Raw genomic sequence first — 24,526 nt, 5'->3', positions numbered from 1 at the left:
GCACGCGTTGGCTACGCGCACGAGGGAGTTGATCGAGGCCGCCGTATGTCTGGTATTGTGAGCCTTTGTCTACGTTTGCTGGTAACTGAAGACCAGTTTGACACTGGCGCATCGGGAGAGCGACCTGTTTTAATGGGAATGCCAGCACATCCTCCGCCGTGTATTGTCCGGTTGAGGTAAATGGCAGAGTGAATGGGGGAGGATGTTGCTGGAGTATGACGCACTTTATTTAGTTTGATTGTTGTGTTGCATTGATTTCGGTAATCATTATTGCGTGCAATTTGTAAAGCATTACTTTTCATGGCTGGTGTGGTAGCACAGTCTAGCGTGGTTACAGTTTTTAGGGCTGTTCTTATGAGAGTTTTGGTAACGGGTGGTGCTGGTTTTATTGGTTCTAAGCTAGTGGCAGCCTTGTGTAATGCAGGGCACCAGGTTCGTGTCCTGTCACGAAATAAAACTGTTTCACTAGAATGCAATATGGAAGCGATTGAAGTTGTACAGGCTGACTTGTTGGACTCTAACTTACTACTTGATAAGATTGTTTCTGGTTGTTCGGTGATCTTTAATTGTGCGGGTGAGTTGCACAGCGAGAAACTAATGGAGTCATTGCATGTTGATGCTACGCGTCGTTTGGTTCACGCATCCAAGGATATGGCTAAAGTAGTAGGGCAGCCAATACACTGGGTGCAGTTAAGCAGCGTAGGAGCTTATGGTCCAAGTGTCGGTAAAGCCAGTGCTCCGCGTACAGTGACGGAGAAAACTGTTCCTGCACCAGTGGGAGTGTATGAGATCACTAAAACCCAGGCAGATGAGCTTATAGTCGATGCGGAGGAAGATGAGGTTTTCAGTTATTCGATTTTGCGCCCATCGAATGTGTATGGTGTCGGTATGCCAAATAATTCGATACGCCAGTGGGGCAAAATTATAAAAAAGAAACTGTTTTTTTATGTGGGGCCACCCGGTGCTGTTGCTACTTATGTGCATGTCGGCGATGTCGTTGATGCCATAATGTTGTGTGGCTTCGATGAGCGCGCCAAGGGTCATATTTTCAATATTTCGAATGATTGTCCCCAGGAAAGTGTTGTGGGAGCCATGGCGAAAGCGCTTAATGTTCCTACTCCGAGTTTGCGTGTGCCAGAGAGTGTGATGAGGTTTATTGCCTCTTCGTTCTCATGGATTAAAGGCTTTCCTGTGTCGCACTCGCGAGTCGACGCTTTGGTATCTCGGACCCATTATCCTGTGAGTAAGTTAGCGTCTGTCTTGGGTTATCGGCCAACACGCGTTGTGGAGGAAACCATTGCAGAGGTGCTTATCGATGAAGTTGGTGTTCGCCAATGAACGGAGCTGAGAATAAACTTCACGGCATTAAGGTGGCTAGGGTTTCAACTGTAGCGTTTTTTGTTGAGACACAACTGCATGCGCAGATTTCCAACATTGTACAAGCTGGCGCGCAAGTGACGGTTGTCGCGAGCGAACCCGCTCTGGATCGCGAGATTTCGGGTGGTCGTTACGTATCAATTGAGATACCAAGGAAAATCGAGCTGTTCAGGGACTTTTCAGCTCTTTTGAAGTTGTGGTTCTTTTTTCGACGGTCCGATTTTGATATCGTACACTCGACAACCCCGAAGGCTGGTCTGTTGTGTTGCCTAGCAGCAAAGTTTGCTGGTGTGCCGGTTCGGCTGCATACATTTACAGGGCAGCCTTGGGTAGGCTTGACAGGTGTTAAGCGATTTCTCTCGAAGGCCAGCGATAAGCTGATTGCACGCTTGAATACACATTGCTATGCCGATAGCAGTTCTCAGAAAGATTTCATCGTGAGAAGTGGAATTGCATCACCAGAGCGGATTGGCGTTCTTGGGTCTGGTTCGCTGGCTGGAATTAATCTTGAGCGCTTTAACCCCTTGCGTTTCTCTGAAAGTGATAAAGAAGCACTTAAAGCGAAATTAGGCATTGCTTCATCCGCCTCGGTGTTGTTGTTTGTGGGTAGGCTTTCTCGTGAGAAGGGACTTGCAGAGTTATTAGCGGCATTTCAAAGAATAATCGCTGAGAATGTCGAAGCGTTCTTGATATTGCTAGGTCCTCCTGAAACGGATATTGAATCGTTTTTAGGCGGGCTAACTGATGCAGTAAAAGAGAAAATTATTATGCCGGGCTTTTCAAACGAGCCGGAGCGATTTATGGCTATTGCTGACATTTTGCTCTTGCCAAGTTATCGAGAAGGTTTTGGTACTGTGGTAATCGAGGCCGCAGCGATGGGCGTGCCGGCGATAGGTACGGATATTTATGGCTTGTCCGATGCTATAGTCGCCGGGAAAACGGGGCTGCTGGTGCCGGTTAAATGTATTGACGAACTTGCTGCTGCAATCAAAACCTTATTGCACGACTCGGGCATGCGTCTGGAGATGAGTCGTAATGCTCGTGAACGAGTTGAGATGGAGTTTTCCAGTCTGCGTGTGAGTGGGTTGGTTATTGATGAATATGTCGATTTTCTACGCGCTAGCAAGAGGCTTCAATGAGCGCTTTCCCTCCAAGAGTATTGGTTACTGGAGCGTCGGGTTTTATCGGCAGCCATTTGGTGACGCGGATTGCAGCGGAGGGTTTGCAGCCTCTGGCTGTTCTGAGGAGAGCATCAAGTAAGAACTCCCCAGATATGCCTGTCATTAGGGTTAGCGAGTTATCGCTGACTACGGATTGGTCGCAGGCTATGGAGAATGTGCATGTTGTGATTCATGCCGCAGCCCGCGTTCACGTCATGGACGACCAGTCCATTGATCCTCTCACTGAGTTCCGCAAGGTCAATGTCGATGGCTCCTTGAATCTTGCGCGCCAAGCTGCAGCCGCTGGTGTACGCCGCTTTATCTTTGTCAGCTCGATCAAGGTTAACGGCGAGGGCACCTCTGCAGGTATGCCTTACCTCGCCGATGCCCAAGCCGCACCCGCTGATCCGTATGGGGTCTCCAAGATGGAGGCCGAGCAGGGGTTACGTTCATTGGCAACTGAAACCGGCATGGAGGTAGTGATTATCCGTCCGGTGCTGGTGTACGGGCCGGGGGTGAAAGCCAACTTCCTCAATATGATGCGCTGGTTGTACAAGCGCGTGCCTTTGCCGTTTGGGGCCATCCATAACCGGCGCAGCCTGGTTGCCCTGGATAATCTGGTCGATTTGATCGTGACCTGCATCGACCATCCGGCTGCCGCGAATCAGACTTTCCTGGTCAGCGATGGCGAGGACCTCTCGACTAGCGAACTATTGCGCAGAATGGCAGCGGCCTTGGGTAAGTCGGCGCGCTTGTTGCCGGTCCCGAGTTGGTTGCTGGAGACGGGCGCAGCGCTGTTGGGTAAACAGGCACTTTCACAGCGCTTGTGCGGCTCGCTGCAGGTTGATATCAGCAAGACACGTGAGTTACTCAACTGGACACCGCCGCTCAGCGTCGATGAGGCGCTGCGCAAGACGGCCAAACATTTTCTGGAACAGCAGGCTAAATGAGTATCTGGTGGTTGTTGCCGGCGGTGGTCGGCGTTTCGCTTTTCGTGACCGGCGCGTTGCGTCGCTACGCCCTGACTCGCAGCCTGATGGATATCCCCAACGCGCGCAGCTCGCACTCGGTGCCGACGCCTCGCGGTGGTGGGGTGGCGATTGTCGTGAGCTTTCTGCTGGCCTTGCCGTTGATGGCTGGCATGGAACTGATCACTTGGCCTTTGGCCTGGGCGTTGCTGGGCGCTGGTGCGGGTATTGCCGTGTTGGGCTTTCTCGATGATCACGGGCATATCGCCGCACGCTGGCGCTTGCTTGGGCATTTTGCCGCGGCTATCTGGGCATTGTTCTGGCTCGGTGGCTTGCCGCCTCTGACGCTGCTTGGCTTCGGTGTCGATCTGGGTTGGCTCGGTCATGTGCTGGCCGCGCTGTATCTGGTGTGGCTGCTCAACCTCTACAACTTCATGGACGGCATCGATGGCATCGCCAGTGTCGAGGCCATTTGTGTGTGTTTGGGTGGAGCCTTGCTGTATGGGCTGTATGCGCTGTTGGGCTTCGCGGGCCCAGCCCAAGCTACGGTTTGGATCATGCCAATGCTGCTGGCGGCTGCGGTAGCGGGCTTTCTTTTCTGGAACTTCCCGCCGGCGCGGATCTTTATGGGCGATGCGGGCAGTGGCTTTCTCGGGATAACCCTGGGCGTGTTGTCTCTGCAGGCCGCTTGGGTGGCGCCGCAGTTGCTGTGGAGTTGGTTGATCCTGCTTGGTGTGTTTATCGTCGATGCGACCTTCACCTTGCTACGCCGTCTGTTGCGGGGGGATAAGGTGTACGAGGCTCATCGCAGCCATGCTTACCAATACGCTTCGCGCCGGTTCGGTCGGCATTTGCCGGTGACGCTTGTCGTGGGGGGAATCAATATTCTGTGGCTGTTGCCCATTGCGCTTTGGGTCGGTCTTGGCGGGGTAGACGGTTTGCTGGGGCTGTTGATCGCTTATGTGCCTTTGCTGGTGCTGGCGGTGAAATACCATGCAGGTGAGTTGGAGCAGCAGGCATGAGCGAGCGGACGTTGGTCATCATCGGGGCTGGCGGGCACGGCAAGGCGGTTGCAGAAGCGGCGCTGCTGAGTGGCGAATGGCAGCAGATCGCTTTTGTCGATGACCGTTGGCCTGCGCTGAGCGAAACCTTTGGCTGGCCGGTTGTGTCCGATGTGGCAGGGGTGGCGGCGTTGGCGATCCACGCAGTGGGGGCTATTGCTGCGGTTGGCAATAATGCTGTACGCGAACAGTGGGTCAAGGCCATTCGTGCCGCTGGGCTGCCCTTGGTGACGGTCGTGCATCCCCGCGCCTGCGTGAGTGCTGCCGCCACCATTGGTACGGGCACGGCGATCATGGCGTTGGCGATGGTTGGGGTCGATGCAGTAATTGGCGAGGGCGCTATCGTCAATGCCCATGCGACGGTCGATCACGATGCCAGCCTGGGGGATTTTGCCCATCTTGGCGTCGGTGTGCAGTTGGCCGGTGGGGTGAAGATTGGTGCCTGGGCCTGGCTGCAGGCAGGGTGTAGCGCGGGGTATCGGGTTGTGGTTGCCGATGGGGTGGTCTGTGCGCCAGGTACGGTATTGCAGGCAGATGGGTTGGTTTAGATAGTGGGTCGCGTGACCCACATGGATGTGGGAAATGCCGCGAGCCCGTAGGGAACGGGCACGGCCCTCCTACAGGGTTTGGCGGTGTCTGCTGCTTTTGTGGGAGGGTCCGGGCGGCGTTCCGTGACCTGGGCGCGAGGCTTGTAGAGCGGACGTTGTCCGCTATCGCCCCGAGGTCGGGCCTCCTACAGGGGACTGCGGTGCTGGCTGCTTTTGTAGCTGGCGTGTATAGGTCGTCAGGGTTTCCCAGCAATTGTCATGTTTATTTACCCGGTGGGGCGTTTCACCACGCGGGTTTTTATGCTCCAAGGATTGAGGTGTCGTTGTGTTAAGACTTGCCGAAAAGTTGCGTAGCCGTCTGGTCAAGCTGCCACGCCGCCACAAGCGACTGATTCAGGTCAGTGTGGATGTGCTGTTAGTCTGGGCGGCGCTGTGGCTGGCCTTTGTCGTGCGCCTAGGCGACTCGAAAAATATTGAGCCGTTTGCCGGGCATGCCTGGCTTTTTGTTTTGGCGCCGTTGATCGCCATTCCCATGTTTGTGCGCTTCGGCATGTACCGGGCCGTCATGCGATTTTTCGGCAACGATGCGCTGCTCTCTATCGGCAAGGCGGTTACGCTGTCGGCGTTGCTCCTGGCCTTGGCGGTGTATTGGCACCAGGGGGCGCCCAAGCTGATTCCGCGCTCTATGGTGTTCAACTATTGGTGGCTGAGCCTGGTGATAATCGGCGGGCTGCGCCTGGTCATGCGTCAGTACTTCATGGGGGACTGGTATTCGTCGGACCAACCCAGCCGGTTCAAAGGTCGTGATAGCGGTTTGCCGAAGGTGGCGATCTATGGCGCTGGTGCGGCTGGTAACCAGCTGGTTGCAGCGTTGCGGCTGGGTCGGGGAATGCGGCCGGTGGCGTTTATCGACGACGATGCCAATATTGCCAACCGGGTGATTGCCGGGCTGCGGGTTTATACCTCCAAGCATATCCAGCAGTTGATCGATGAAACGGGTGCAGACGAGATTTTGCTGGCGATTCCTTCGGCTAGTCGGGTTCGACGTCGCGAGATTCTGGGGCTGCTTGAGCAGTATCCGCTGCATGTCCGCAGCGTCCCCGGGTTTATGGATTTGGCCAGCGGTCGGGTCAAGGTCGATGATGTGCAGGAAGTTGACATCGCCGACCTGCTCGGGCGCGATCCGGTGCCGCCGCAGAGAACTTTGTTCGAACGTTGCATCCGTGGTCAGGTGGTGATGGTCACCGGTGCGGGTGGCTCGATTGGTTCGGAGTTGTGCCGGCAGATCGTCGCCAGCGGGCCCAAAACTTTGTTGTTGTTCGAGCACAGCGAATTCAATCTCTACAGCATTCACAGCGAGCTGGAACAGCGCATTCGCCGTGAGTCGCTGCCTGTGCGGTTGGTGCCGATCCTCGGGTCGATCCGCAATCCCGGGCGCTTGTTCGATGTGATGCGCACCTGGGCGGTGAATACGGTGTACCACGCGGCGGCCTACAAGCATGTGCCGATGGTCGAGCACAATATCGCCGAGGGCGTGCTGAACAATGTGCTGGGCTCCACGTTCACCGCTCAGGCGGCAATCAAGGCCGGGGTTGAGCACTTCGTACTGATCTCCACGGATAAAGCCGTGCGCCCGACCAATGTGATGGGCAGCACCAAGCGCCTGGCCGAGATGGTGTTGCAAGCCTTGAGTGCGGAACCGGCGCCGGTGCTGTTCAGGAGTGACGATGGCGTGCATCGGGTCAACAAGACCCGCTTCACCATGGTGCGTTTCGGCAACGTGCTGGGGTCTTCCGGCTCGGTGATTCCGCGCTTCCACGATCAGATTCGTCGGGGTGGCCCGGTGACGGTGACCCACCCGAATATCACCCGCTATTTCATGACCATTCCCGAAGCCGCGCAGTTGGTGATCCAGGCTGGGGCCATGGGCCAGGGCGGCGATGTGTTCGTGTTGGACATGGGCCAGCCGGTGACGATCGTCAAATTGGCGGAAAAGATGATCCACCTCAGCGGTCTCAGCGTGCGCTCGGAGAAAAACCCGCACGGCGACATCGCCATCGAGTTCACCGGCTTGCGACCTGGCGAGAAGTTGTATGAGGAGTTGCTGATCGGCGATAACGTCAGCCCGACCGACCACCCGATGATCATGCGCGCCAATGAAGAGTGCCTGGCTTGGGAGGACTTCAAGACGGTCTTGACCAATCTGCTCGATGCGGTCGAACGCGACGACTACGACCGGGTGCGTCAGCTGTTGCGCGAATCCGTGAGTGGCTACGCGCCAGAAGGCGAGATCGTCGACTGGATCCACCAGCAACGGCGAGTTGAGCCTTAGGCAGCGGATTTTCGGTGCAGGTTGTTTGGGGGCCAAACTCGGTGTGATGCTTTTGATTATGGAGCGGACTATGTCCGCTATCGCCGCGAAGTCGCGCCTCCTACAGCTGAGGAGGTGTTCTTGTGGGAGTGGCCGGGCGGCGTTCCGTTTTAGCCGCGAATTGCGCAGGCCCGTCGGCGACCCCATGGGGGGGTAGGCAAAACGCCGGGAGTCTTTTCGAGAGCGGTCGCGGCCCTTCTGCAAATGATGAGTGGCCCCGCTGCTTAATCAGCACATACAAATCGATGTTTATCGTTTTTTAGATCAAGTAATTAAAGGATGAGTAGTGCTTTTTAGTCAGCGTTTGATCGCACCAATGGCAGGACTGCCTAAGGCTTGGTTGTTTATCCTGGGATTGGGCTTGTTTGTGCAGGTGTCGGGGCTGTTGTTCAACAGCGATGGTAGCCGCTATGCCACCCAGACATATTTGTTGTTGTTCGTTCCGACGCTCGTTCTATTTCTTTGGCGGCGTCTGGCAGTGGATACCTGGCGCCAGACGCCTGGACTTATCCTGCTATGCCTGCTGGCTTGGGTGTTGCTCACCGGCTCGGTCAATGCCGGCTCCAGTCATGGGCCTGCCTATTGGCTGAAGATCGATGCACTGATTCTGCTTTATGTCTTTGCCGTGGCCAGCCTGGCACGGCACGAGCGCGCATTCACCTGGCTGCTGGTGGCTGTTGTGGTAACGGCTGCAGTGTTTGCCTGGCTGACGCTGTACTACCAATTCGGCGTGCTGGAGAAACTGCCGGAATACAGAGCTGTCCGGCTACAAGAACTCGGATGGCGAGGGCTGGCTGATCTGGACAACGCCATCATCGCCGGGTTGTACTACGGCGTGTTCGCGGTGCTTCTGACTTATCTCTACGTTGGTTTGAAGGTGCGTGGCTGGCAGGCTGGTTTGCTGGTTGCAGGCATGCTGGGGCTACTGGCCTATGTGCTGTTTACCTTCTCCCGTGGAGCCTGGCTCTCTACTGCGGCGGGGTGTTTGGTGATGTTGCTGCTGTTCCCGAATATCAAGTCGCGAACCCTGATTGGACTGGGTTGTGCCTTGGTTTTCGTCAGCATTTACCTGTTCTGGCCTGAACTTCAACATGAGCAAAAAATAGGCGTAAACGGACGGCTTCCAATCTGGGCTAATTGGGCCGAGCGTCTTCCCGAGTTCTGGTTGATGGGCGCGGGGGCTGGGGCGGATTTAGTCTTCCAACTGCCAAACTCTGGTGCCAGTTATAAGCATGCCCACAGTCTGTATCTGCAACTCTGGTATCAGTACGGCATCGTCGGTATTAGCCTTTTTGCGTTGCTGCTGCTCAGCCTGCTGTGGAAAGGTTGGGCCTGCCGCGCGCAGCCTCTGGCCAGGGTGGGACTGGCGCTGTTGGTGTTCGCCATGGTGGCGATGGTTTCCGATGTCTATGCGATCTTTCATCGGCTAAGTCCCTATTGGGTGTTGGTCTGGTTCCCGGTCGGCATCCTGCTCGGGGTGCGGCATCCGCAGGCGAAGCAAACCGCTTAGCCAGTACTGGATAGAGCAAGCCTCTGGCTGCTGCTTTAGAAGGGGCCGGGCGGCGTTCCGTGCCCCGGCGCGATGCTTTTGATTGCAGAGCGGACTATGTCCGCTATCGCCGCGATGTCGCGCCTCCTACAGGGGACCGCGGTGCTGATTGCCGTTGTGTAGGAGGGCCGCCCCGGCGCGATGCTTTTGATTGCAGAGCGGACTATGTCCGCTATCGCCGCGAGGTCGCGCCTCCTACAGGGGACCGCGGTGCAGGCTGCTTTTGTAGGAGGGCCCGGGCGGCGTTCCGTGACCCGGCGCGATTTTTTGGGTTTTTGATGGAAAGGATTCCATCATGTGTAAGAACAGTTCGCCAGCTGCTCGGCGTTTACGTGCGGGGCGTTGGTCTGAGGTCGGGCAGATCTATCTTGTCACTACGGTAACTCGTGATCGTCTCCCGCTCTTCGAAGATTTTGATCGGGCGCGGATGCTCATAGGCATCATGCGGGAGGATCAGGCCAGAGGGTCACATCAGACCTTGGCGTTTGTGGTGATGCCGGATCACCTGCATTGGTTGTTGCAGTTGAAGCAGGGGGCGCTTTCGAGTTTGGTGGGTCGAGTAAAGTCGTTGGCGGGGAAGCGAATCGGGCGAGCCGTCTGGCAGGACGGCTTTCATGATCGAGCCCTGCGCCGAGAAGAGGACTTGCAGGCTGTGGCGCGTTACATCGTTGCCAATCCTGTTCGTGCTGGCTTGGTGGCGCATGCAGGCCAATATTCACATTGGGATGCGGTTTGGTTGTAGTGATTGTTTCTGTAGAAGGGCCACTCCGGTGCGATGCTTTTGACTGCAGAGCGGACGTTGTCCGCTATCGCCGCGAGGGCGCGCCTCCTACAGGGAATGCGGTGGTGGCTGCTCTTGTAGGAGGGCCCGGGCGGCGTTCCGTGACCCGGCGCGATGCTTTTGGTTTTGTGAGAGGGTGCTGCCCACCATTGCGCGTGGTTGAGGCCGCTCTGTTCAGCGCGGGTACAACGGTGGCAGTGGACTGGTTTCCTGGGTAGCTTCGTTGCTGCTGCCGGCTTCGTTGCTGGGCAGGGTGCGGATGGCGCGCCAGAGGTCGTCGCCTTGCCAGTGTTGCCCGATTTCGCTGTAGAGCGCGCCATTCAGGCCGTCGAGGGCGTCGGATAGGGGCACGAAGCGGGCGGCCATTGCGGCCAGGGTTTCCGGCTGTTGGCGGGCCCAGGCGTCGAGGGCGTGGCGGGTGGCTTGCGAGTCGTTGGCCAGGCAGGCGCGCTTGAGGTCGTCGAGCAGGGTGCGCGGGCTGGGACCGGTCTGATTGGCGCGGGCGATGGCCGGCTGGCGGCGGGCATGCCACCAGAGGCCGAAGCCGAGCAGGGTGCTGACGGTCAGTATGGCGCTGCTCAATTGCCAGGGCCACAGCGGCGGGCCTTGCACCCAGGCCTGGGCCGGTGTCTCGCTGGGCAGCAACTCCGTTTCCAGCACGGGGGCGGGCAGGACCTCGAGGCTGTGTGCCGGCAGGCTGGTGCGCTCCAGGCGATCCTCAAGGGTATTCCACCAGACGATTTCAACCGCTGGCAGTTCTAATTGACCGCTGTGATTGGGCACCAGGGCTTCGCGTTCCTCGCGGCTGCCAATCACACCGTGGTCGCTGATCTGGTTGGCCAGTTTCGGTTGATCCGGGTAGCGCCGCAGGCCTTTGACCGCGGTGGCAGGCAAGGGTGACAGTTGTGCGCTGGAGAGTCCGTCGGCCTTGAGCAGCAAGCTGCGGGTCAGCGAGTCGCCGACTTTGACCTTGTCCGGTTGCGGGCTCCAGGTCTGCGCCAGGCTCAGCCCGCGGGCCGGTAGCCACGGGGCCTCGTTGGGGTAGTCGGCAGGCTTGGCTTTGACCGTCAGGGGGATTTCCGGTGACCTGACCCGGACGATTTTGCCGGGACGCGGGCCGAAGGGCTGGAAGTCGTTGCTGTTGGAACGGTCGACCAGGGTGGCGCTGAACGCTTGGGCTGGAATGGTCAGTTCGCCGCTGCGCTGGGGGAAGATCGCGTAGCGCAGTTCGATCACGCCATGGCGGATACCGTTGATGTCCTTTTCGTAGGTGCGTGGTTTGCCGAGTTGCTCGACCCGCGCCTCGGGCATTTCCAGCGGGCTCAGGCTGCTGTCGTCATACAGCGATACGGAATGGTAGATGCGCAGGGTCAGCACGCTCTGCGCCTGAACGTAGACGCTTTCCTGGTCGAGGCTGGCGTCGATGAACACCGGTGCCAGTTTGCTGGTCGCGCTGGCGCTAGCGGCTTCCTGCACGTGCAGGGTGATCGGCAGACTCTGCAGGTCGCCCAGGCTTAGCGGCGGCACGACCACATAGCCGCTGTGTTTCGGTTGCAGGGTGACGACCCAGCGGGTGATGGCGCGGGATTCGCCATCGAGCGTGGTCAGGCGATTGAACTGGCGGGTGCCGAGCACCTCGAACAGGGTGTCGAGCGGGCTGAGGTCGGGTTTGCTGAATTGGGTGGCGTCGTCGGATTCGAGCGTCAACTCGAAGGTTTCGCTGGTACTCAGGCGGGCGCGGTCGCTGCTCGCGGTGAAGCTTTGCGCGCTGGCCTGGAGCGCCAGCAGGCTGAGGAGAAGGGTGCAGAGCAGGCGGGTCATCGAGTTAGTTCCTGACGCTGTTGCTGTTCGTACCAGAATTTTCGCCGCAGTAATTCACCCGGTTCATCGGGGATCTGCCGCAGCCATTGTTCCAGGGCCTGGCGCCGCTCGTCATCGAGGGGCGGCGCGGAGCTGGCGATTTGTTCTTCGCTCTGGAGGCTATCGTCGGGTTCGCTGGGCGTGGGTTCGTCGTCGCCGGGTGTGGGCTGGCTGGGCGCTGGCTCATCGTCGCCAGGGCTGGATTGGCCGGAGGCGGGTGGCGGTTTGTCGTCATCAGGCTGCGCTGGCCCGGCCTGCGGTTGTGGCGGCGGGGTGGGCGTGCTGTCCGATTGTTCTTGCGGATTTTGCTGCTGGTTCTGCTGTTGTTGGTTTTGCTGGAGTAATTGCTCGATCAGGGCTTTGTTCTTCTGCGCCGGGAGCAGCTCGGGCTGCAATTCCAGGGCCTGGTTGTAGGCATCCAGGGCGGTTTCCAGTTCGTTGCTGCGGGCCAGGGCGTTGCCGCGGTTATAGTGGGCGACAGCGTTGTCGCCGCGGCCGAAACGTTCGGCGGCGGCCGGGTAATCGCCCGCCTGGTAGAGCGCCAGGCCTTGCCACTGCGGGTCCTGGAAGCGTGCGGCAGCTTCGCCTGGGCGCTGCGCCTCGAGTAGCCGCTGGCCTTGTTGGTCGGCGCGCCACCAGAGGTCGTCAAAGCTGAAGGCGTAGCTGGTCTGCGGTACGCCGAGCAGCAGTAGTGGCAGGCAGAACAACCAGCCTCGGCGGCCGGCGCAGGCGGCCAGCAGCAACAGCGGCAGGAGCAGCCAGTGGCCTTGATCGGCCCAGGCCTGCAGGCGCGTCTGTTCGCCGTCGCGGCGCAGTTGCTGGGGCATGGCGAGCAGGCCGAGGTCGTGCAGGTCGCGGTCATCCGCGCTGGCCTGGCGATAACGGCCGCCGATCTGCCGGGCGAAGCGGGCGAGGTCGGCGCTGTCGAGGCGCGGGATGAGGATCGCGCCCTGGGCGTCTTTGAGAAAAGAGCCGTCTTCCTGAACGATAGGTGCGCCCTCGGCGCTGCCGATCCCGAGCATATACAGGCGTTCGCCCTTGTTGGCGAGCGCCTGGCTGATGCCAAGACGCTCCTGCTGATCCAGGCCACTGCCGATCAGCAGCAGGCGGCCCTGGCCTTGGCCGCCCTGTTTCAGCAGTTGTAGGGCCTTGTTCAGCGCCAGATCGGCACGCCGTCCCGGCTCGGGCATGATCGAGGGCGTGAGCGATTCGAGCAGGTTGCGGCTGGTGGCCAGGTCGTCGGATAGCGGCACCAGGGTGTGCGCGCTGCCGGCGAATACCACGATGGCGGTCTGCGCATCGCGGCGTGCCTGGAGCAGGTCGAGCAGCTTGCGTTTGGCCTGCTCCAGGCGGTTGGGCGAGGCGTCGCTGGCGAGCATCTGCGGGGTCAGCTCGAGCATGATCACCAGCGGGTCGGCAGGTTTCAGATTGCTCTGCTCCAGGCGTTGCCAGCTGGGTCCGAGCAGGGCCAGCACGGCCAGCAACCAGGCCAGGCCCAGGGCGATCGCGGGCAGGCGGCTGGCGCGGCTTCGGCCGCCGCTGAGCAGTGCCGCATGAAAGGCAGGCGGCAGCAGCAGCTGCCAGCGACCGGCGCGTTTCTCCCGGTGCCAGAGTTGCCAGAGCAACCCCGCCAGCAGCGGCACCACCAGCAACCAGTAAAGGCGCAACCAGTGGGGCCATACACCCAGTAGCCAATCGTCGATCATGGCTGTCTCCGCCAGGGACGTTGCGCCAACGGGCGCAGCCGTTGTCGCAGTTGCGGCCAGAGCTCGCGACTCACCAGCAGCATGCTCAGCAGCAGCGCGGCGCTCAGTGGCCAGGCATACAGCGCCTGGGCCGGGCGGGCCAGGGTCGGCTGCTGCGCCACCGGTTCGAGGCGGTCGAGTTGCTGCTCGATGGCACGCAGTTCGCTGCTGTCGCGGGCGCGGAAGTATTCGCCGCCGGTCGCATCGGCTATCGCACGCAGGCTCGGCTCGTCCAGGTCCAGCCCCGGATTGAGGCCGAACAGGCCGGCGATCCCACCTTGTTGCGGATCCGCGCCAATGCCGATCGGATAGATCTTGATTCCTTCCTCGGCGGCCAGGCGTGCCGCGATCATCGGTTCGATCTCTCCCCCAGTATTGGCGCCATCGGTCACCAGCACCAGCACCCGGCTATCCGCCGGGCGTTGGCGCAGGCGCTTGACCGACAGGCCGATGGCATCGCCGATGGCGGTGTTCTTGCCGGCGATGCCGATCACCGCTTCGTCGAGCCAGGTGCGCACGGTGCGCCGGTCGAAGGTCAGGGGCGCCTGCAGGTAGGCCTGGCTGCCGAACAGGATCAGGCCGACGCGGTCGCCCTGACGGCCTTCGATGAAGTCGCCCAGCAGGTGCTTGACCAGGCTCAGGCGGTCGACGTCCTCGTCTTCCCAGCGCATGTCGGCATAGGCCATGGAGCCGGAGACATCCACCGCGAGCAGCAGGTCGCGGCCGCTGGCGGGCATTGGCAGTGGCTCGCCGACCCATTCCGGGCGGGCGGCGGCCGCCAGCAGCAGCAGCCAGAGCAGGGCGAAGGGCGCCTGCTGGCGCCAGGCCGGTAGGTTGGCCCGGGCGCGGTGTCCGGCCAAACCTTCCAATTCGCCGAGGAAGCTGACTTTCAGGGCCGCCTCGCCGCTGTCCGCCGCCGGCAGCAGCAGACGCAGCAACCAGGGCAGCGGCGCGAGCAGGATGATCCACGGCCAGGCGAATTCAAACATGCTTGCGAATCCAGATGGCGACAGCCTGGTTGAGTCCGTCAATGGCCTTGTCGTCGAGCGTGCAGTGCGGTTTATAGGCACCTTCGACCAGAATCATCCAGCGGGTCAGGCCGGCCGCCGGGCAACGGCTGTCGAGAAACGCCAGCCAGCCTCGGCTGCTCAGGGTATGGCTGTGGCTGTGCGGGTAGTGCTGGCGGCACAGGCGCTTGAGCAGCCCGTTGAGCTGCTGCAACCAGGGGCCGGCGGCAGCACCGTCGTAGGGTTTGGCCAGTTGTTCGAGTTCTGCCAGGGCGGCCACCCGCAGAGGATCGAGGGCGCTGTCGCTGAGGCTGGCCTTGTGCCGGCGTTGCAGACCTTGCAACAGGCGCGTCAGGCCCCAGAGCAGCAGTGGCACGAGCAAGGCCAGCAGCCACCAGCCGGGCGCGGGCGGCCACCAGTCGATGGGCGCCGGGGCGATCAGGGGTTCGAGTTGATCCAACGGGTTCATAACCGTTTACCGGGGCGTTGCGCGTTGAGGTGGTCGCGCAGTTGCTCAATCATCTCACGCTGGGTGCTCAGTGCCAGCAAGGGCACGCCGAGCTTCTGCGCCAGGCGTTGCCAGCGCGCCTGGCGTGCCTCGCCCTGGGCACGATAGGCCTGGCGCAGGCTGGCGTCGTGGGTGTCGAGTTCCAGTTGCGCGCCGCGCTCGGCAAAGCGCAGCAGGCCGGCGGCCGGCAGGGCATGGTCGAGCGGGTCGGAAATCGGCAGCAACAACAGGTCGGTATGGCGCGCCAGCAGGTTCAATTGTTGCTCGCTGCTGTCGCCGAGGGTGCGTTCGTCGCAGATGATCACCGCCAGGCTGCCGGGGCGCAGTACTTCGCGGGCGCGGCGCAGGGCCAGGCCGAAACTGTCGCCACTGGCTTGAGCATCGCTGGATAACGCCTGGTTGGCACGGGCCAGGCGATTGAGCAGCTGCAGCAGGCTCTGCTTGCTGCGCCGCGGTTTGATTTCGTGCTGCTCCGCGCCGAATACCAGACCGCCGATGCGGTCGTTATGGCCGAGGGCGGCCCAGCCGATCAGGCTGGCGGCTTGGGCGGCGAGCACCGACTTGAGCATCAGCCCGGAGCCGAAAAATAGCCGTGGGCTCTGTTCCACGAGAATGTAGGTCGGCCGCTCACGCTCCTCATGGAACAGCTTGGTGTGCGGCTCCTGGGTGCGTGCGGTGACCCGCCAATCGATGGTGCGCACATCGTCGCCCGCCTGGTAGACCCGCACTTGGTCGAAATCCACGCCGCGCCCGCGCAGCTTGGAGTGGTGCAAGCCGATCAGCGGGCTGCGCTTGGCCGGCGTGGAGAATAGTTGCACCTCGCGCACGCGGTGGCGTATCTCGATCAGTTCGGCGAGATTGACCCGCACGCCGGGTTGGGTGGGCTGGTTGTGCATGGCGGTTCAGCGGGCGACTGGGGAGCTGGGCATCAGGCGACCGCCACCGCATCGAGGATGCGCTGGACCACGCGGTCCTGGTCGATACCGGCGGCTTCGGCCTCGAACGACAGGATGATGCGGTGGCGCAGCACGTCGAACAGCACCGCCTGGATGTCTTCCGGGCTGACGAACTCACGCCCGGCCAGCCAGGCGTGGGCGCGTGCGCAGCGATCCAGGGCAATCGAGCCGCGCGGGCTGGCGCCGTAGGCGATCCATTCGGCCAGTTCCGGGTCGAACTTGCCCGGCGTGCGCGAGGCCATCACCAGTTGCACCAGGTATTCCTCCACCGCATCGGCCATGTACAGGCCGAGGATTTCCTTGCGTGCGGCGAAGATCGCCTGCTGGCTGACTCGGAATTCCGGCTTGGTTTCGCCATGCAGCGCTTCGCCGCGAGCCTGGGCGAGGATCTTGCGCTCGACGTTGGCATCCGGGAAACCGACCTTGACGTGCATCAGGAAGCGATCGAGCTGGGCTTCGGGCAACGGGTAGGTGCCTTCCTGCTCGATCGGGTTCTGCGTGGCCATCACCAGGAACAGCGGTGACAGTTCGTAGGTGCTGCGACCGACGCTGACCTGGCGCTCGGCCATGGCTTCGAGCAGTGCCGACTGCACCTTGGCCGGCGCGCGGTTGATCTCGTCGGCCAGCACCAGGTTGTGAAAAATCGGCCCCTGCTGGAACACGAAACTGCCGGTTTCCGGACGGTAGATCTCGGTGCCGGTGATATCGGCGGGCAACAGGTCCGGGGTGAACTGGATGCGATGGAATTCGCCTTCGATACCTTCGGCCAGTTCCTTGATCGCCTTGGTCTTGGCCAGACCGGGCGCGCCTTCGACCAGCATGTGCCCATCGGCGAGCAAGGCGATCAGCAGCCGTTCGATGAGTTTTTCCTGGCCAAGGATCTGGGTAGAAAGAAAGGTTCGCAGAGCGAGCAGCGCTTCACGGTGTTCCATCGTTGGACTCTTTTGGCGGGGAAATGCACGTCGTGCCGGGCGCAACGACGGCTATGACTTTAATGCATTTGCCGATACCTCGGCTATGCGTGACTCGGCATCCTCGCTACGTGACAGCCGCTTGGCAAGGAGCTTCGGAAACAATCGCCGTCTTTCTGCCGCTGTCACTGTCAGGTTCGAGCGGTGAGACCTGTTGGGCTGGGATGATTTTCCGTTGAGGGACTGAGCATCCCCATTAGCGGGAGGGCGTTACTGGTGACAGGCAGGCCATCGATACACGGCTCGATGCTTGACTCGGCGGCGCCAAGTGGTAGGCATCTGGCGGCGTTCAAGAGCAGACACCGATCTTCAATTCTCAGCGGTTGTGAAAAAATCGAGCGCCTTCGCGAGACCGTCTCCAGGTGTTTGCGCAAAGGCGCGCTGCGTGAAAAACAGGGGGGGTAACGAGCTAAATGATCCTGTTTCTTAGGTGGTGCAATGCCGCAACAGGCGTTTGCTGGTGGCCGCAGTAGGCGAGAGTTGTTTCACAAGCACTCAGCCTTGCCGCCATTGATTGAGCAGGCGCAGGTGCGCGTCTTGCGCCGAACCCTGCTGTATGGGCGTCAGGTGCAGCTCTTCGCCGGGCAAGCATTGCGCCAGGCGCGCCACTGCTTGTGGGGTGAGGGCGCCGAGGCGCGGGTAGCCACCGATGGTCTGGCGATCGTTGAGTAGGACAATCGGCTGGCCATCCGGCGGCACCTGCACGGCACCCAGGGGAATCCCCTCGGAAACCATGCCCGAGCGTCGGCATTGCAACTGTGGGCCGAGCAGGCGCATGCCCATTCGATCGGAGCGTGAATCAATCTTCCAGGCGCTGTTGAATGCGTCGAATAAACTCTGCCCGCTGAAGTCGCCGATTTGTGCGCCCATGACCAATTGCAGGCGCGGTGAAGGCGTGAATACGGGGATCAGCCGCTCATCCATCGTGCGTTGCCGCAGCCCCGTACCGTGCCAAGTCAGCTGCTCGCCGGCCGCCAGGGGTTTACCGTTACCCTGCAAGCCGCCCAGTTGCTCACGGGCAATGCCGGCGCAGCTACCGAGCACGCAGGGGGCATCGAAGCCGCCGGGCGCTGCCAGATAGGCGCGAGCACCATGACGTGGCTGGGCGAACGTGAGCAGCTGACCCTGGCGCACGCTGAAGCTGCACCAGGGAGCCAGGGGCTGGCCATCCAGGCTGGCGCCAAGATCCGCGCCGGCCAGGGCTAGGCACGCGTCCTGCTCGCAGACCAGGTTGAGATTGCCCAAGGTGATTTCCACTACGGCCGCGCCGAGTGGATTTCCCAGCAACCAGTTGGCCCAGTACATGGATATCCAGTCCAGGGCGCCGCTCTGGGTCACGCCCAGGTGGCGCACGCCGAAGCGGCCGGCATCCTGCAGTTGGATAAAGGGTGTGCTGCGTTCGACGCGCAAGCCGCCAGTGTTGGCTGAGTGGTTCATTACACCGTCTCCAGAGGGCTGTCATCGCCACCGAGGCGGATGAACTCGGCATGGTCGATCGGTTCGAAACGCACCCGGTCGCCCGGCTGCAACAGGCTGTAGCCGTCGATGTTGCGGTCGAAGAGTTTTGCCGGGCTGCGTCCGAGCAGGTTCCAGCCGCCGGGCGAGACTCCCGGGTAGACCGCGGTCTGGCGTTCGGCGATGCCCACACTGCCGGGGGCGATGCGCTTGCGTGGAGTGCTCAGGCGGGGTGTGGCCAGCGCTTCTTCGACCAGCCCCATGAAGGCAAAACCGGGGGCGAAGCCGATCGCAAACACCTGATAGTCATGGCCGCTGTGGCGGCGGATGATCTCGGCCTCACTGAGACCGCTGCGCTGTGCCAGCAGGGGCAGCTCCGGGCCGACGCGGCGGTCGTACCAGGTCGGCAAGCTGTGACAGCGACTCCCTGCGGTGCTGGCTGGTTGCAGGTCGGCGAACGCCTGAGTGATCAGCTCACGGGCCTGAGATGCGCTGATGTGTTCGAGATCGTAATGCAGCAGCAGGGTGGTGTAGGAGGGCACCAGATCGATCAGCGCAGCACCGAAGCTGGCGCGCAGGCGCTCGGTGGCGGCCAACATCCAGGGCATGTTGCTTTCTTCGATGCTGTCGAACAGACGCAGGATCAGGCTGTCGATCCCGGCGACTTCGAACCGGGGTCTAGGGGCGCGTGCCATCATATCTGGACCAATGCGTCGAAGGCTTGGCGGATGCGCCGTACCGCGGCAATCGAACCGGCGTTGTCGCCATGCACGCACAGGGTGTGGGCCTGCAGGGGCAGGGCGCTGCCATCACTGGCGACCAGCGTGTCGCCTTTGGCCAGGGTTGTGGCCTGGTTGACGATGACGTCGCTGTCATGGTGCACCGCGCCCGGCTGGTTGCGCGCGACCAGAAAGCCGGCCGCGTCATAGGCCCGGTCGGCGAAAGCCTCGAACCACAGGGTGATGCCGAACTCGTCGCCTATGGCTTGTGCCTGGCGATTGTCGCGGGTGGTCATCAGCATCACCGGCAGGCTCTTGTCGTAGCTGGCCACGGCGCGCATTACCGCGCGGAGGGTGTCCGGCTTGCGCATCATGTCCTGGTACAGCGCGCCGTGCGGTTTGACATAGGTGATACGAGTGCCCTGGCTGCGGCAAATCGCTTCGAGGGCGCCGATCTGGTAGAGCAGCAGATCCTCGACCTCCTGGGCCGAGCAATCCATCGAGCGGCGGCCGAAACCGACCAGGTCCTGATAGCCCGGGTGGGCGCCGATGCGCACGCCATGGGTGACCGCCAGGGCCACGGTCTTGCGCATGATGCTGGGGTCCGAGGCGTGGAAGCCGCAGGCGATGTTGGCGCAGTCGATATAGGGCATGACCTCGGCATCCATGCCCATTTGCCAGGCGCCAAAGCTTTCGCCGATATCGCAGTTCAGAAGCAAGCTATTCACGGAAGTGTTCCTCTGGGCGGAGCGTCATGCTCTGGTCTGTCGGGCGCAGGCTACGAGGGCTGTTGAGTGGCCAGTGCACGGGTTTGTCTATGAAAAATGAACCGTGAAGCATTCTTGATCGGGTCACTTGGTGCGTCCAACTAATAAAAACGTGCGCCGGAGATAGGAAAATTCGATGGCAGTTATGGTCTGCCGACTCCGTCATCGGCTCGCGCACGCTGGGTAGCGGTATCGATGAAAGCAGGGCAGGCATCAGCTATGCCGATAGTCGCCCTTGCGTTTGTTGTGGCTTGCGCCATATCGCAGGCATGCACCAAAAACGGCGCAGCTATGGGCAGGCGGTCGCGCAGTCTGTTACCAGAGTGCCAAGCTGTAGTTGAGGATCAGGCGGTTCTCGTTGAGGTCGTTGCCGAAGTTCGAGCGCACGGTGGCGTTACGCCATTTGATCCCGAGGTTCTGCAGCGGACCGCTTTGCACCACGTAGCCGAGGTCCATGTCGCGTTCCCATTCCTTGCCAGCGTTGCTGGCGCCAACCTGAACGTGGTCGCCGGAAATGTAACGGCTCATGAAGGTCAGGCCAGGTATGTCCATGGCGGCGAAGTTATAGTCGTAGCGGGCCTGCCAGGAACGTTCGTCGATGTTGGCGAAGTCGTTGATCTGCACGAAGTTGACCAGGTACGGATCGCTGCTGGCGATATAGGGGAAGGGGTCATCGCCGCTCATGCGCTGGTAGCCGGCGCCGAATGCATGGCCACCCAGGGTGTAGGTGAACATGGCGCCGAAGGCGGTGTTGTCGATGTCGCGGAAGTTGCCGTCTTCGCGGCTTTTGGCGATGCGCAAGTCGGTCTTGAACGACTGACCTTCGCCCAGCGGCTTGAGGTAGACCAGGGTGCCGTAGTGCTGCTGGTAGATGTCTTGCAAATTGCCGTAGTGAAGGGCGGCACTGAGACTGGGAGTCAGCTGGTAATCGCCGCCGCCGAACACGAAGGAGTCGCTGCGGCCGCCGATACGGCTGGCGCTCATCTGGATGTAGTCGGTGGAATTGTTGGCCTTGATGCGATCGATCTTGCCGCCCTGCAGGCTGAGCTTGTCGATCTCCTGCACGTTCAGCAGTGCGCCGCGCAACGATGCGGGGAGCAGGCGCGAGTCATTCGACGAGACGATCGGGCTGCGAAAAGCCAGGGAACCAACTCGCAGGGTGCTCTTGGCTGCTCTGAATTTGGCGGTCAGGTCGAGCTTGGAATACTCGTCCTGCGAGCCGCTGGAGGGGTCGGCCGGCAACAAGCCGCTGCCTGCAGTGCCGTCACCGGAGTCGAGCTTCAGGCCGAGCATGCCAAGCGCATCGATGCCTATGCCGACCTGGCCTTCGGTATAGCCTGACTCCAGGCGCAGGAGCAAACCCTGGGCCCATTCTTCTGCCTTGTCGCGTGCGTTGTGCTGGCGAAAGTCACGGTTGAAGTAAAAATTGCGTAGCTCGAGGTTGCCTTTGCTGTCGCTGATGAAATCGGCGCTGGCTAGACCGGGAAGGCTGCTGGCGATCAGCAGGGCAGCCAGGCGAATGCATGGGGTCATCCGGGGTATCTCCTGAGAACTATGCGCGCGGCTTGGCAGGGCGCAGTTCCACGTTTGTTGTTATTGGGGGTTGCAATACCGTCGGCGCATTCTTGGTAAGGGGCGGAGCAAGCGTCCAACGAGAAAAAGCAGGGGGTGGGCAATAAGAAAATCCAATGGGCCTCCCACTTGGCAGGCAATTGGCGTGCTGCCAATTTCGGGTGCATCATTGCGATTTGCTCTACCCGCAACAGAACTTCATTACAGTGAGGGCGCCACCGGCCATGAACCTGAAATTTCTCGAGACTTTTGTGTGGGTGGCGCGGCTGAAGAGCTTTCGTCTCACTGCGGAAAAGTTGTTCAGCACTCAGGCCTCGATTTCAAGTCGAATTGCTGCGCTGGAAGACGAGTTGGGGGTGCGCCTGTTTTTGCGTGACTCGAAGGGTGTTTCGCTGACGCCGGAAGGGCACAAGGTGCTCGAGTACGCCGAGCGAATGATCGACACCATGCAGGCGTTGAAGCAGTCAGTCAGCGATGCCGGCAACATCCAGGGGCGTATCCGGATAGGGGCGATGGACACGGTTATTCACACCTGGCTGAGCCCCTTCGTGACCAGGATCATGGAGCGCTATCCAGCGGTGGAAATCGAGCTGACGGCAGATACCGCGCGTAATCTCTGTGATCAATTGCATAAGGGCTATCTGGATATCATTTTGCAGACCGACATGGTTAACGGCGACAGTGTGCGCAATCTGGAACTGGCGAGCTTCCCGGTGCAATGGATAGTGCCAACGGGCTCGTTGTATCACCGTGGCTATGCATCGATGAATGAATTGGCCAAAGAACGCATCATTACCTTCTCGAAGAATTCTCGCCCGCACCAGGACATCCTCAACCTGCTGCACGCCGGCAATGTCAGCGCGCCGCGGATCAGTTGCGTCAATTCCGTAGCGGCCATGACGCGCTTGGTGCGTGACGGTTTCGGCATCGGCGCGCTACCGGCAGCCTTGGTCAGCGAAGAGCTGAAGCAGGGTGTGCTGACCATCCTTGATGACGTACCGCAACCTTCACCACTCGGCATTGTCGCCACGTGGCGCACGGGCGCGGGCCTCGAGCTGAGCGAAGACATAATAGCGCTCGCCTGTGAAGTGCTCAGCGCATACGGCGAGCAGATGGGCGAAGCCATGGTTGTCCTGACGATCCCTGCTGTGGGGCACGGGACGGATTGAGTCCGCCGCTACCGACCCTGATGAGGCGTTCGCAAGCACGGTTTCTCTAGTTCTGCTCGGTGTCTCAGAGCGCTACAGCCGCTAAGGTAATCCTGCTATCGATTTCGTAACGAAAGGGATGGGCGCGCAATGCTATCCCTTCTCCTATCATTGATGCACATCGATGGTGCAGCGTTCTGGGCCTGCCGGGTTTCGCCTCATAACAATTTCCGATCATGCGTTCCCGGTTTTTCTAGTTGGACAGGCTTTGCCTATTAAACAAGACTCGGGGTGTTTTCCCTCAAGCGCCGGCACAGACCATCGCGCCTACAACAATAATCTGGAGAAACTCATGAAGAGCATTTCGTTTCGCTTCGCACTGTCGGCTATGGTCTGCGCGTTGAGCATTGGTGCGTTTTCCGTGCAGGCCGCCGAACGCTGGAACATGACGGTCGAACAGCCCGATGGCAACTTCATTACCGCGGTGGCCAAGGACTTCGCCAAAGATGTCGAAACCGCCACCGCTGGCGAGTTGCAGATACGCATCCATGCCAACTCGGTGCTGTTCAAGCGCCCCGAGGTCAAGCGCGCGGTGCAGACCGGCCAGGTTCAGGTTGGCGACGTGCTGATGTCCGTATTGGGCAACGAAGACCCGATTTATGAAGTGGATAGCGTGCCATTCCTGGTGCGCAATTACAGTGATGCGCAGAAGCTTTGGGCGGTCAGTCGCCCTGCGGTGGAGGCGCGTCTTGCCAAGCAGGGCATCAAGCTGCTCTATGCCATGCCCTGGTCGCCGCAGAGTATCTACAGCAAGACCGCGATCAGCAGCATGGATGACTTCAAGGGCATGAAGTTTCGGGCCTACAATCCAGCGACCTCGCGCATAGCCGAGCTGATGGGGGCTATTCCGACTGTTATCCAGACCGGTGAAATCCCTCAGGCGTTCAGTACCGGCATGATCAGCGGCATGTTGACTTCGCCGACTACCGGAGTGGACTCCCAGGCCTGGGATTTCGTCAGCTACTACTATGACGTTAAAGCATTCATTCCGAAGAACTTCGTGATCGTCAATGCGCGCGCCTTTAATCGTCTGCCGCAAGCTTCGCAAACGGCTGTGCTGGAAGCCGCCGCCCGTGCCGAAACGCGCGGTTGGGCGATCTCCCAGGAGGAGACCAGCAAGCTGGTGAAGACGCTCGCCGATCATGGCATGCAGGTCGCTGAGAGCGCGCCTGAGCCCGTCGAAGCCGGCTTCGAGAAGATCGGGCAAACCATGGTCGACGAATGGCTGCAAAAGTCTGGTGCCGACGGTAAGGCAATCATCGACGCGTACAAGAACTGACGTTATCGGCTCAAGTTCTCGGGGGTAACGTGCAACTGTGGACGCAGTGTGCGTTTTACCCCCGGTATCTCCACCAGCGATCAGGGGAGTCATGACCATGACGCCATTGCACAAGCTTTACACTCTCTCCGGATGGCTGTCCGGTGTGTTTCTCGTCCTGATCTGCCTGTTGGTAGTCGCGCAAATCGTCGCGCGTCAGCTGGGGACGATGGTGCCTTCAGCGGATGAGTTTGCGGCTTACGCCATGGCTGCCTCAGGCTTCCTGGGATTGCCTTATGCCTTGCAGCGCGGGGCACACGTGCGCGTCGAAATGCTCTGTAGGTTATTGCCGGCTCGTGGGCGTTTTTTTGCCGATCTCCTGAGCACGTTTATCGGGCTGTCGATCGCCGCCTATCTGGCGTGGTATTGCACCCTGTTCGTGATCGAGTCCTACGAGTTCAACGAAGTGTCGTCGGGCCTGCTGCCCATTCCTATGTGGCTGCCGCAGCTGCCGATGCTGCTTGGCACCCTCATCCTGGTCATTGCGATGGCCGAGCGTCTGGTGCTGGTCTGTCTGGGACGGCGCTTCGAGGTCGCCGTGGTCAACGTCGCGCTGAGCGAGTGAGCACTACCCGTGACGTTCTTCTTTTCTGCGGCCGTGCCCGCATCGCATTGGTGAGCTAGC

21 protein-coding genes are annotated in these 24,526 nt (G+C 60.5%); 11 read left to right on the top strand and 10 right to left on the bottom strand.

Annotation, left to right across the window (positions count from 1 at the left end):
* The first annotated feature begins 300 nt into the window (after window positions 1-300).
* From PH586_RS19160 to PH586_RS19125, 8 genes are all read left to right on the top strand, one after another.
* Entirely contained in the window at window positions 301-1,338 is a 1,038-nt protein-coding gene (locus tag PH586_RS19160; RefSeq protein WP_333908336.1) for an NAD-dependent epimerase/dehydratase family protein, read from the top strand.
* Window positions 1,335-2,516 carry a glycosyltransferase family 4 protein gene (locus tag PH586_RS19155; protein WP_271349402.1) on the top strand — a complete coding sequence of 394 codons (1,182 nt, stop codon included), beginning with the start codon at window positions 1,335-1,337 and terminating at the stop codon, window positions 2,514-2,516. Before PH586_RS19160 ends, PH586_RS19155 begins: the two co-directional genes overlap by 4 nt.
* The gene (locus PH586_RS19150) at window positions 2,513-3,487 is read left to right on the top strand and encodes a UDP-glucose 4-epimerase family protein (protein WP_271349401.1); all 975 of its coding nucleotides are present in this window, start codon (window positions 2,513-2,515) and stop codon (window positions 3,485-3,487) included. Before PH586_RS19155 ends, PH586_RS19150 begins: the two co-directional genes overlap by 4 nt.
* Window positions 3,484-4,527 carry an MraY family glycosyltransferase gene (locus tag PH586_RS19145; RefSeq protein WP_271349400.1) on the top strand — a complete coding sequence of 348 codons (1,044 nt, stop codon included), beginning with the start codon at window positions 3,484-3,486 and terminating at the stop codon, window positions 4,525-4,527. Before PH586_RS19150 ends, PH586_RS19145 begins: the two co-directional genes overlap by 4 nt.
* Window positions 4,524-5,114, top strand: a complete 591-nt coding sequence (locus PH586_RS19140; RefSeq protein WP_271349399.1) for an acetyltransferase — start codon at window positions 4,524-4,526, stop codon at window positions 5,112-5,114. The genes PH586_RS19145 and PH586_RS19140 overlap by 4 nt, the downstream gene beginning before the upstream one ends.
* Before the next feature lie 325 nt (window positions 5,115-5,439).
* Window positions 5,440-7,446 (top strand): polysaccharide biosynthesis protein, encoded by a 2,007-nt coding sequence (locus tag PH586_RS19135; protein WP_271349398.1) that lies wholly within the window; start codon window positions 5,440-5,442, stop codon window positions 7,444-7,446.
* 325 nt (window positions 7,447-7,771) lie between these two features.
* Window positions 7,772-8,995 carry an O-antigen ligase family protein gene (locus PH586_RS19130; protein ID WP_271349397.1) on the top strand — a complete coding sequence of 408 codons (1,224 nt, stop codon included), beginning with the start codon at window positions 7,772-7,774 and terminating at the stop codon, window positions 8,993-8,995.
* Between the two features lie 334 nt (window positions 8,996-9,329).
* The gene (locus tag PH586_RS19125) at window positions 9,330-9,776 is read left to right on the top strand and encodes an REP-associated tyrosine transposase (protein WP_271349396.1); all 447 of its coding nucleotides are present in this window, start codon (window positions 9,330-9,332) and stop codon (window positions 9,774-9,776) included.
* Window positions 9,777-9,989: 213 nt separating this feature from the next.
* On the opposite strand, the gene PH586_RS19120 is transcribed toward PH586_RS19125, so the two are convergent.
* The 10 genes from PH586_RS19120 to PH586_RS19075 all read right to left on the bottom strand — a co-directional run bounded on the left by PH586_RS19120 (window position 9,990) and on the right by PH586_RS19075 (window position 21,336).
* Window positions 9,990-11,636, bottom strand: a complete 1,647-nt coding sequence (locus tag PH586_RS19120) for a BatD family protein (protein WP_271349395.1) — start codon at window positions 11,634-11,636, stop codon at window positions 9,990-9,992.
* On the bottom strand, window positions 11,633-13,381 hold the full coding sequence (locus PH586_RS19115; RefSeq protein WP_271349394.1) for a VWA domain-containing protein: 1,749 nt from the start codon (window positions 13,379-13,381) through the stop codon (window positions 11,633-11,635). The genes PH586_RS19120 and PH586_RS19115 overlap by 4 nt, the downstream gene beginning before the upstream one ends.
* A complete protein-coding gene (locus tag PH586_RS19110) occupies window positions 13,378-14,409 on the bottom strand; it encodes a vWA domain-containing protein (RefSeq protein WP_271349393.1) in 1,032 nt (343 codons plus the stop codon). The genes PH586_RS19115 and PH586_RS19110 overlap by 4 nt, the downstream gene beginning before the upstream one ends.
* A complete protein-coding gene (locus PH586_RS19105; protein ID WP_271349392.1) occupies window positions 14,402-14,896 on the bottom strand; it encodes a DUF4381 domain-containing protein in 495 nt (164 codons plus the stop codon). Before PH586_RS19105 ends, PH586_RS19110 begins: the two co-directional genes overlap by 8 nt.
* On the bottom strand, window positions 14,893-15,831 hold the full coding sequence (locus tag PH586_RS19100; RefSeq protein ID WP_271349391.1) for a DUF58 domain-containing protein: 939 nt from the start codon (window positions 15,829-15,831) through the stop codon (window positions 14,893-14,895). The genes PH586_RS19105 and PH586_RS19100 overlap by 4 nt, the downstream gene beginning before the upstream one ends.
* Window positions 15,832-15,863: 32 nt before the next feature.
* Window positions 15,864-16,823: an AAA family ATPase gene (locus tag PH586_RS19095; protein ID WP_271349390.1), complete on the bottom strand. Its 960-nt coding sequence runs from the start codon at window positions 16,821-16,823 to the stop codon at window positions 15,864-15,866.
* A gap of 534 nt (window positions 16,824-17,357) precedes the next feature.
* Window positions 17,358-18,299: a 5-oxoprolinase subunit C family protein gene (locus tag PH586_RS19090; protein WP_271349389.1), complete on the bottom strand. Its 942-nt coding sequence runs from the start codon at window positions 18,297-18,299 to the stop codon at window positions 17,358-17,360.
* Complete coding sequence (locus PH586_RS19085; RefSeq protein WP_271349388.1) at window positions 18,299-19,012, bottom strand: 5-oxoprolinase subunit B family protein; 714 nt, start codon at window positions 19,010-19,012, stop codon at window positions 18,299-18,301. Before PH586_RS19085 ends, PH586_RS19090 begins: the two co-directional genes overlap by 1 nt.
* Entirely contained in the window at window positions 19,012-19,764 is a 753-nt protein-coding gene (locus PH586_RS19080; protein ID WP_271349387.1) for a 5-oxoprolinase subunit PxpA, read from the bottom strand. Before PH586_RS19080 ends, PH586_RS19085 begins: the two co-directional genes overlap by 1 nt.
* A gap of 354 nt (window positions 19,765-20,118) precedes the next feature.
* Window positions 20,119-21,336 carry an OprD family porin gene (locus PH586_RS19075; protein ID WP_271349386.1) on the bottom strand — a complete coding sequence of 406 codons (1,218 nt, stop codon included), beginning with the start codon at window positions 21,334-21,336 and terminating at the stop codon, window positions 20,119-20,121.
* 263 nt (window positions 21,337-21,599) lie between these two features.
* Between PH586_RS19075 and PH586_RS19070 the strand changes: the two genes are divergently transcribed.
* From PH586_RS19070 to PH586_RS19060, 3 genes are all read left to right on the top strand, one after another.
* The gene (locus tag PH586_RS19070; RefSeq protein ID WP_271349385.1) at window positions 21,600-22,544 is read left to right on the top strand and encodes a LysR family transcriptional regulator; all 945 of its coding nucleotides are present in this window, start codon (window positions 21,600-21,602) and stop codon (window positions 22,542-22,544) included.
* Window positions 22,545-22,707: 163 nt separating this feature from the next.
* On the top strand, window positions 22,708-23,862 hold the full coding sequence (locus PH586_RS19065) for a TRAP transporter substrate-binding protein (RefSeq protein WP_271349384.1): 1,155 nt from the start codon (window positions 22,708-22,710) through the stop codon (window positions 23,860-23,862).
* A 97-nt stretch (window positions 23,863-23,959) separates the two neighbouring features.
* Window positions 23,960-24,466, top strand: coding sequence for a TRAP transporter small permease (locus PH586_RS19060; protein WP_271349383.1), 507 nt, complete (start codon window positions 23,960-23,962; stop codon window positions 24,464-24,466).
* Window positions 24,467-24,526 lie beyond the last annotated feature (60 nt).

This window comes from Pseudomonas aestuarii, assembly GCF_027988105.1.
Classification (GTDB): domain Bacteria; phylum Pseudomonadota; class Gammaproteobacteria; order Pseudomonadales; family Pseudomonadaceae; genus Aquipseudomonas; species Aquipseudomonas aestuarii.
Note: the sequence above shows the minus strand (reverse complement) of the source record. Positions and strands in the feature narration are given on the sequence as shown.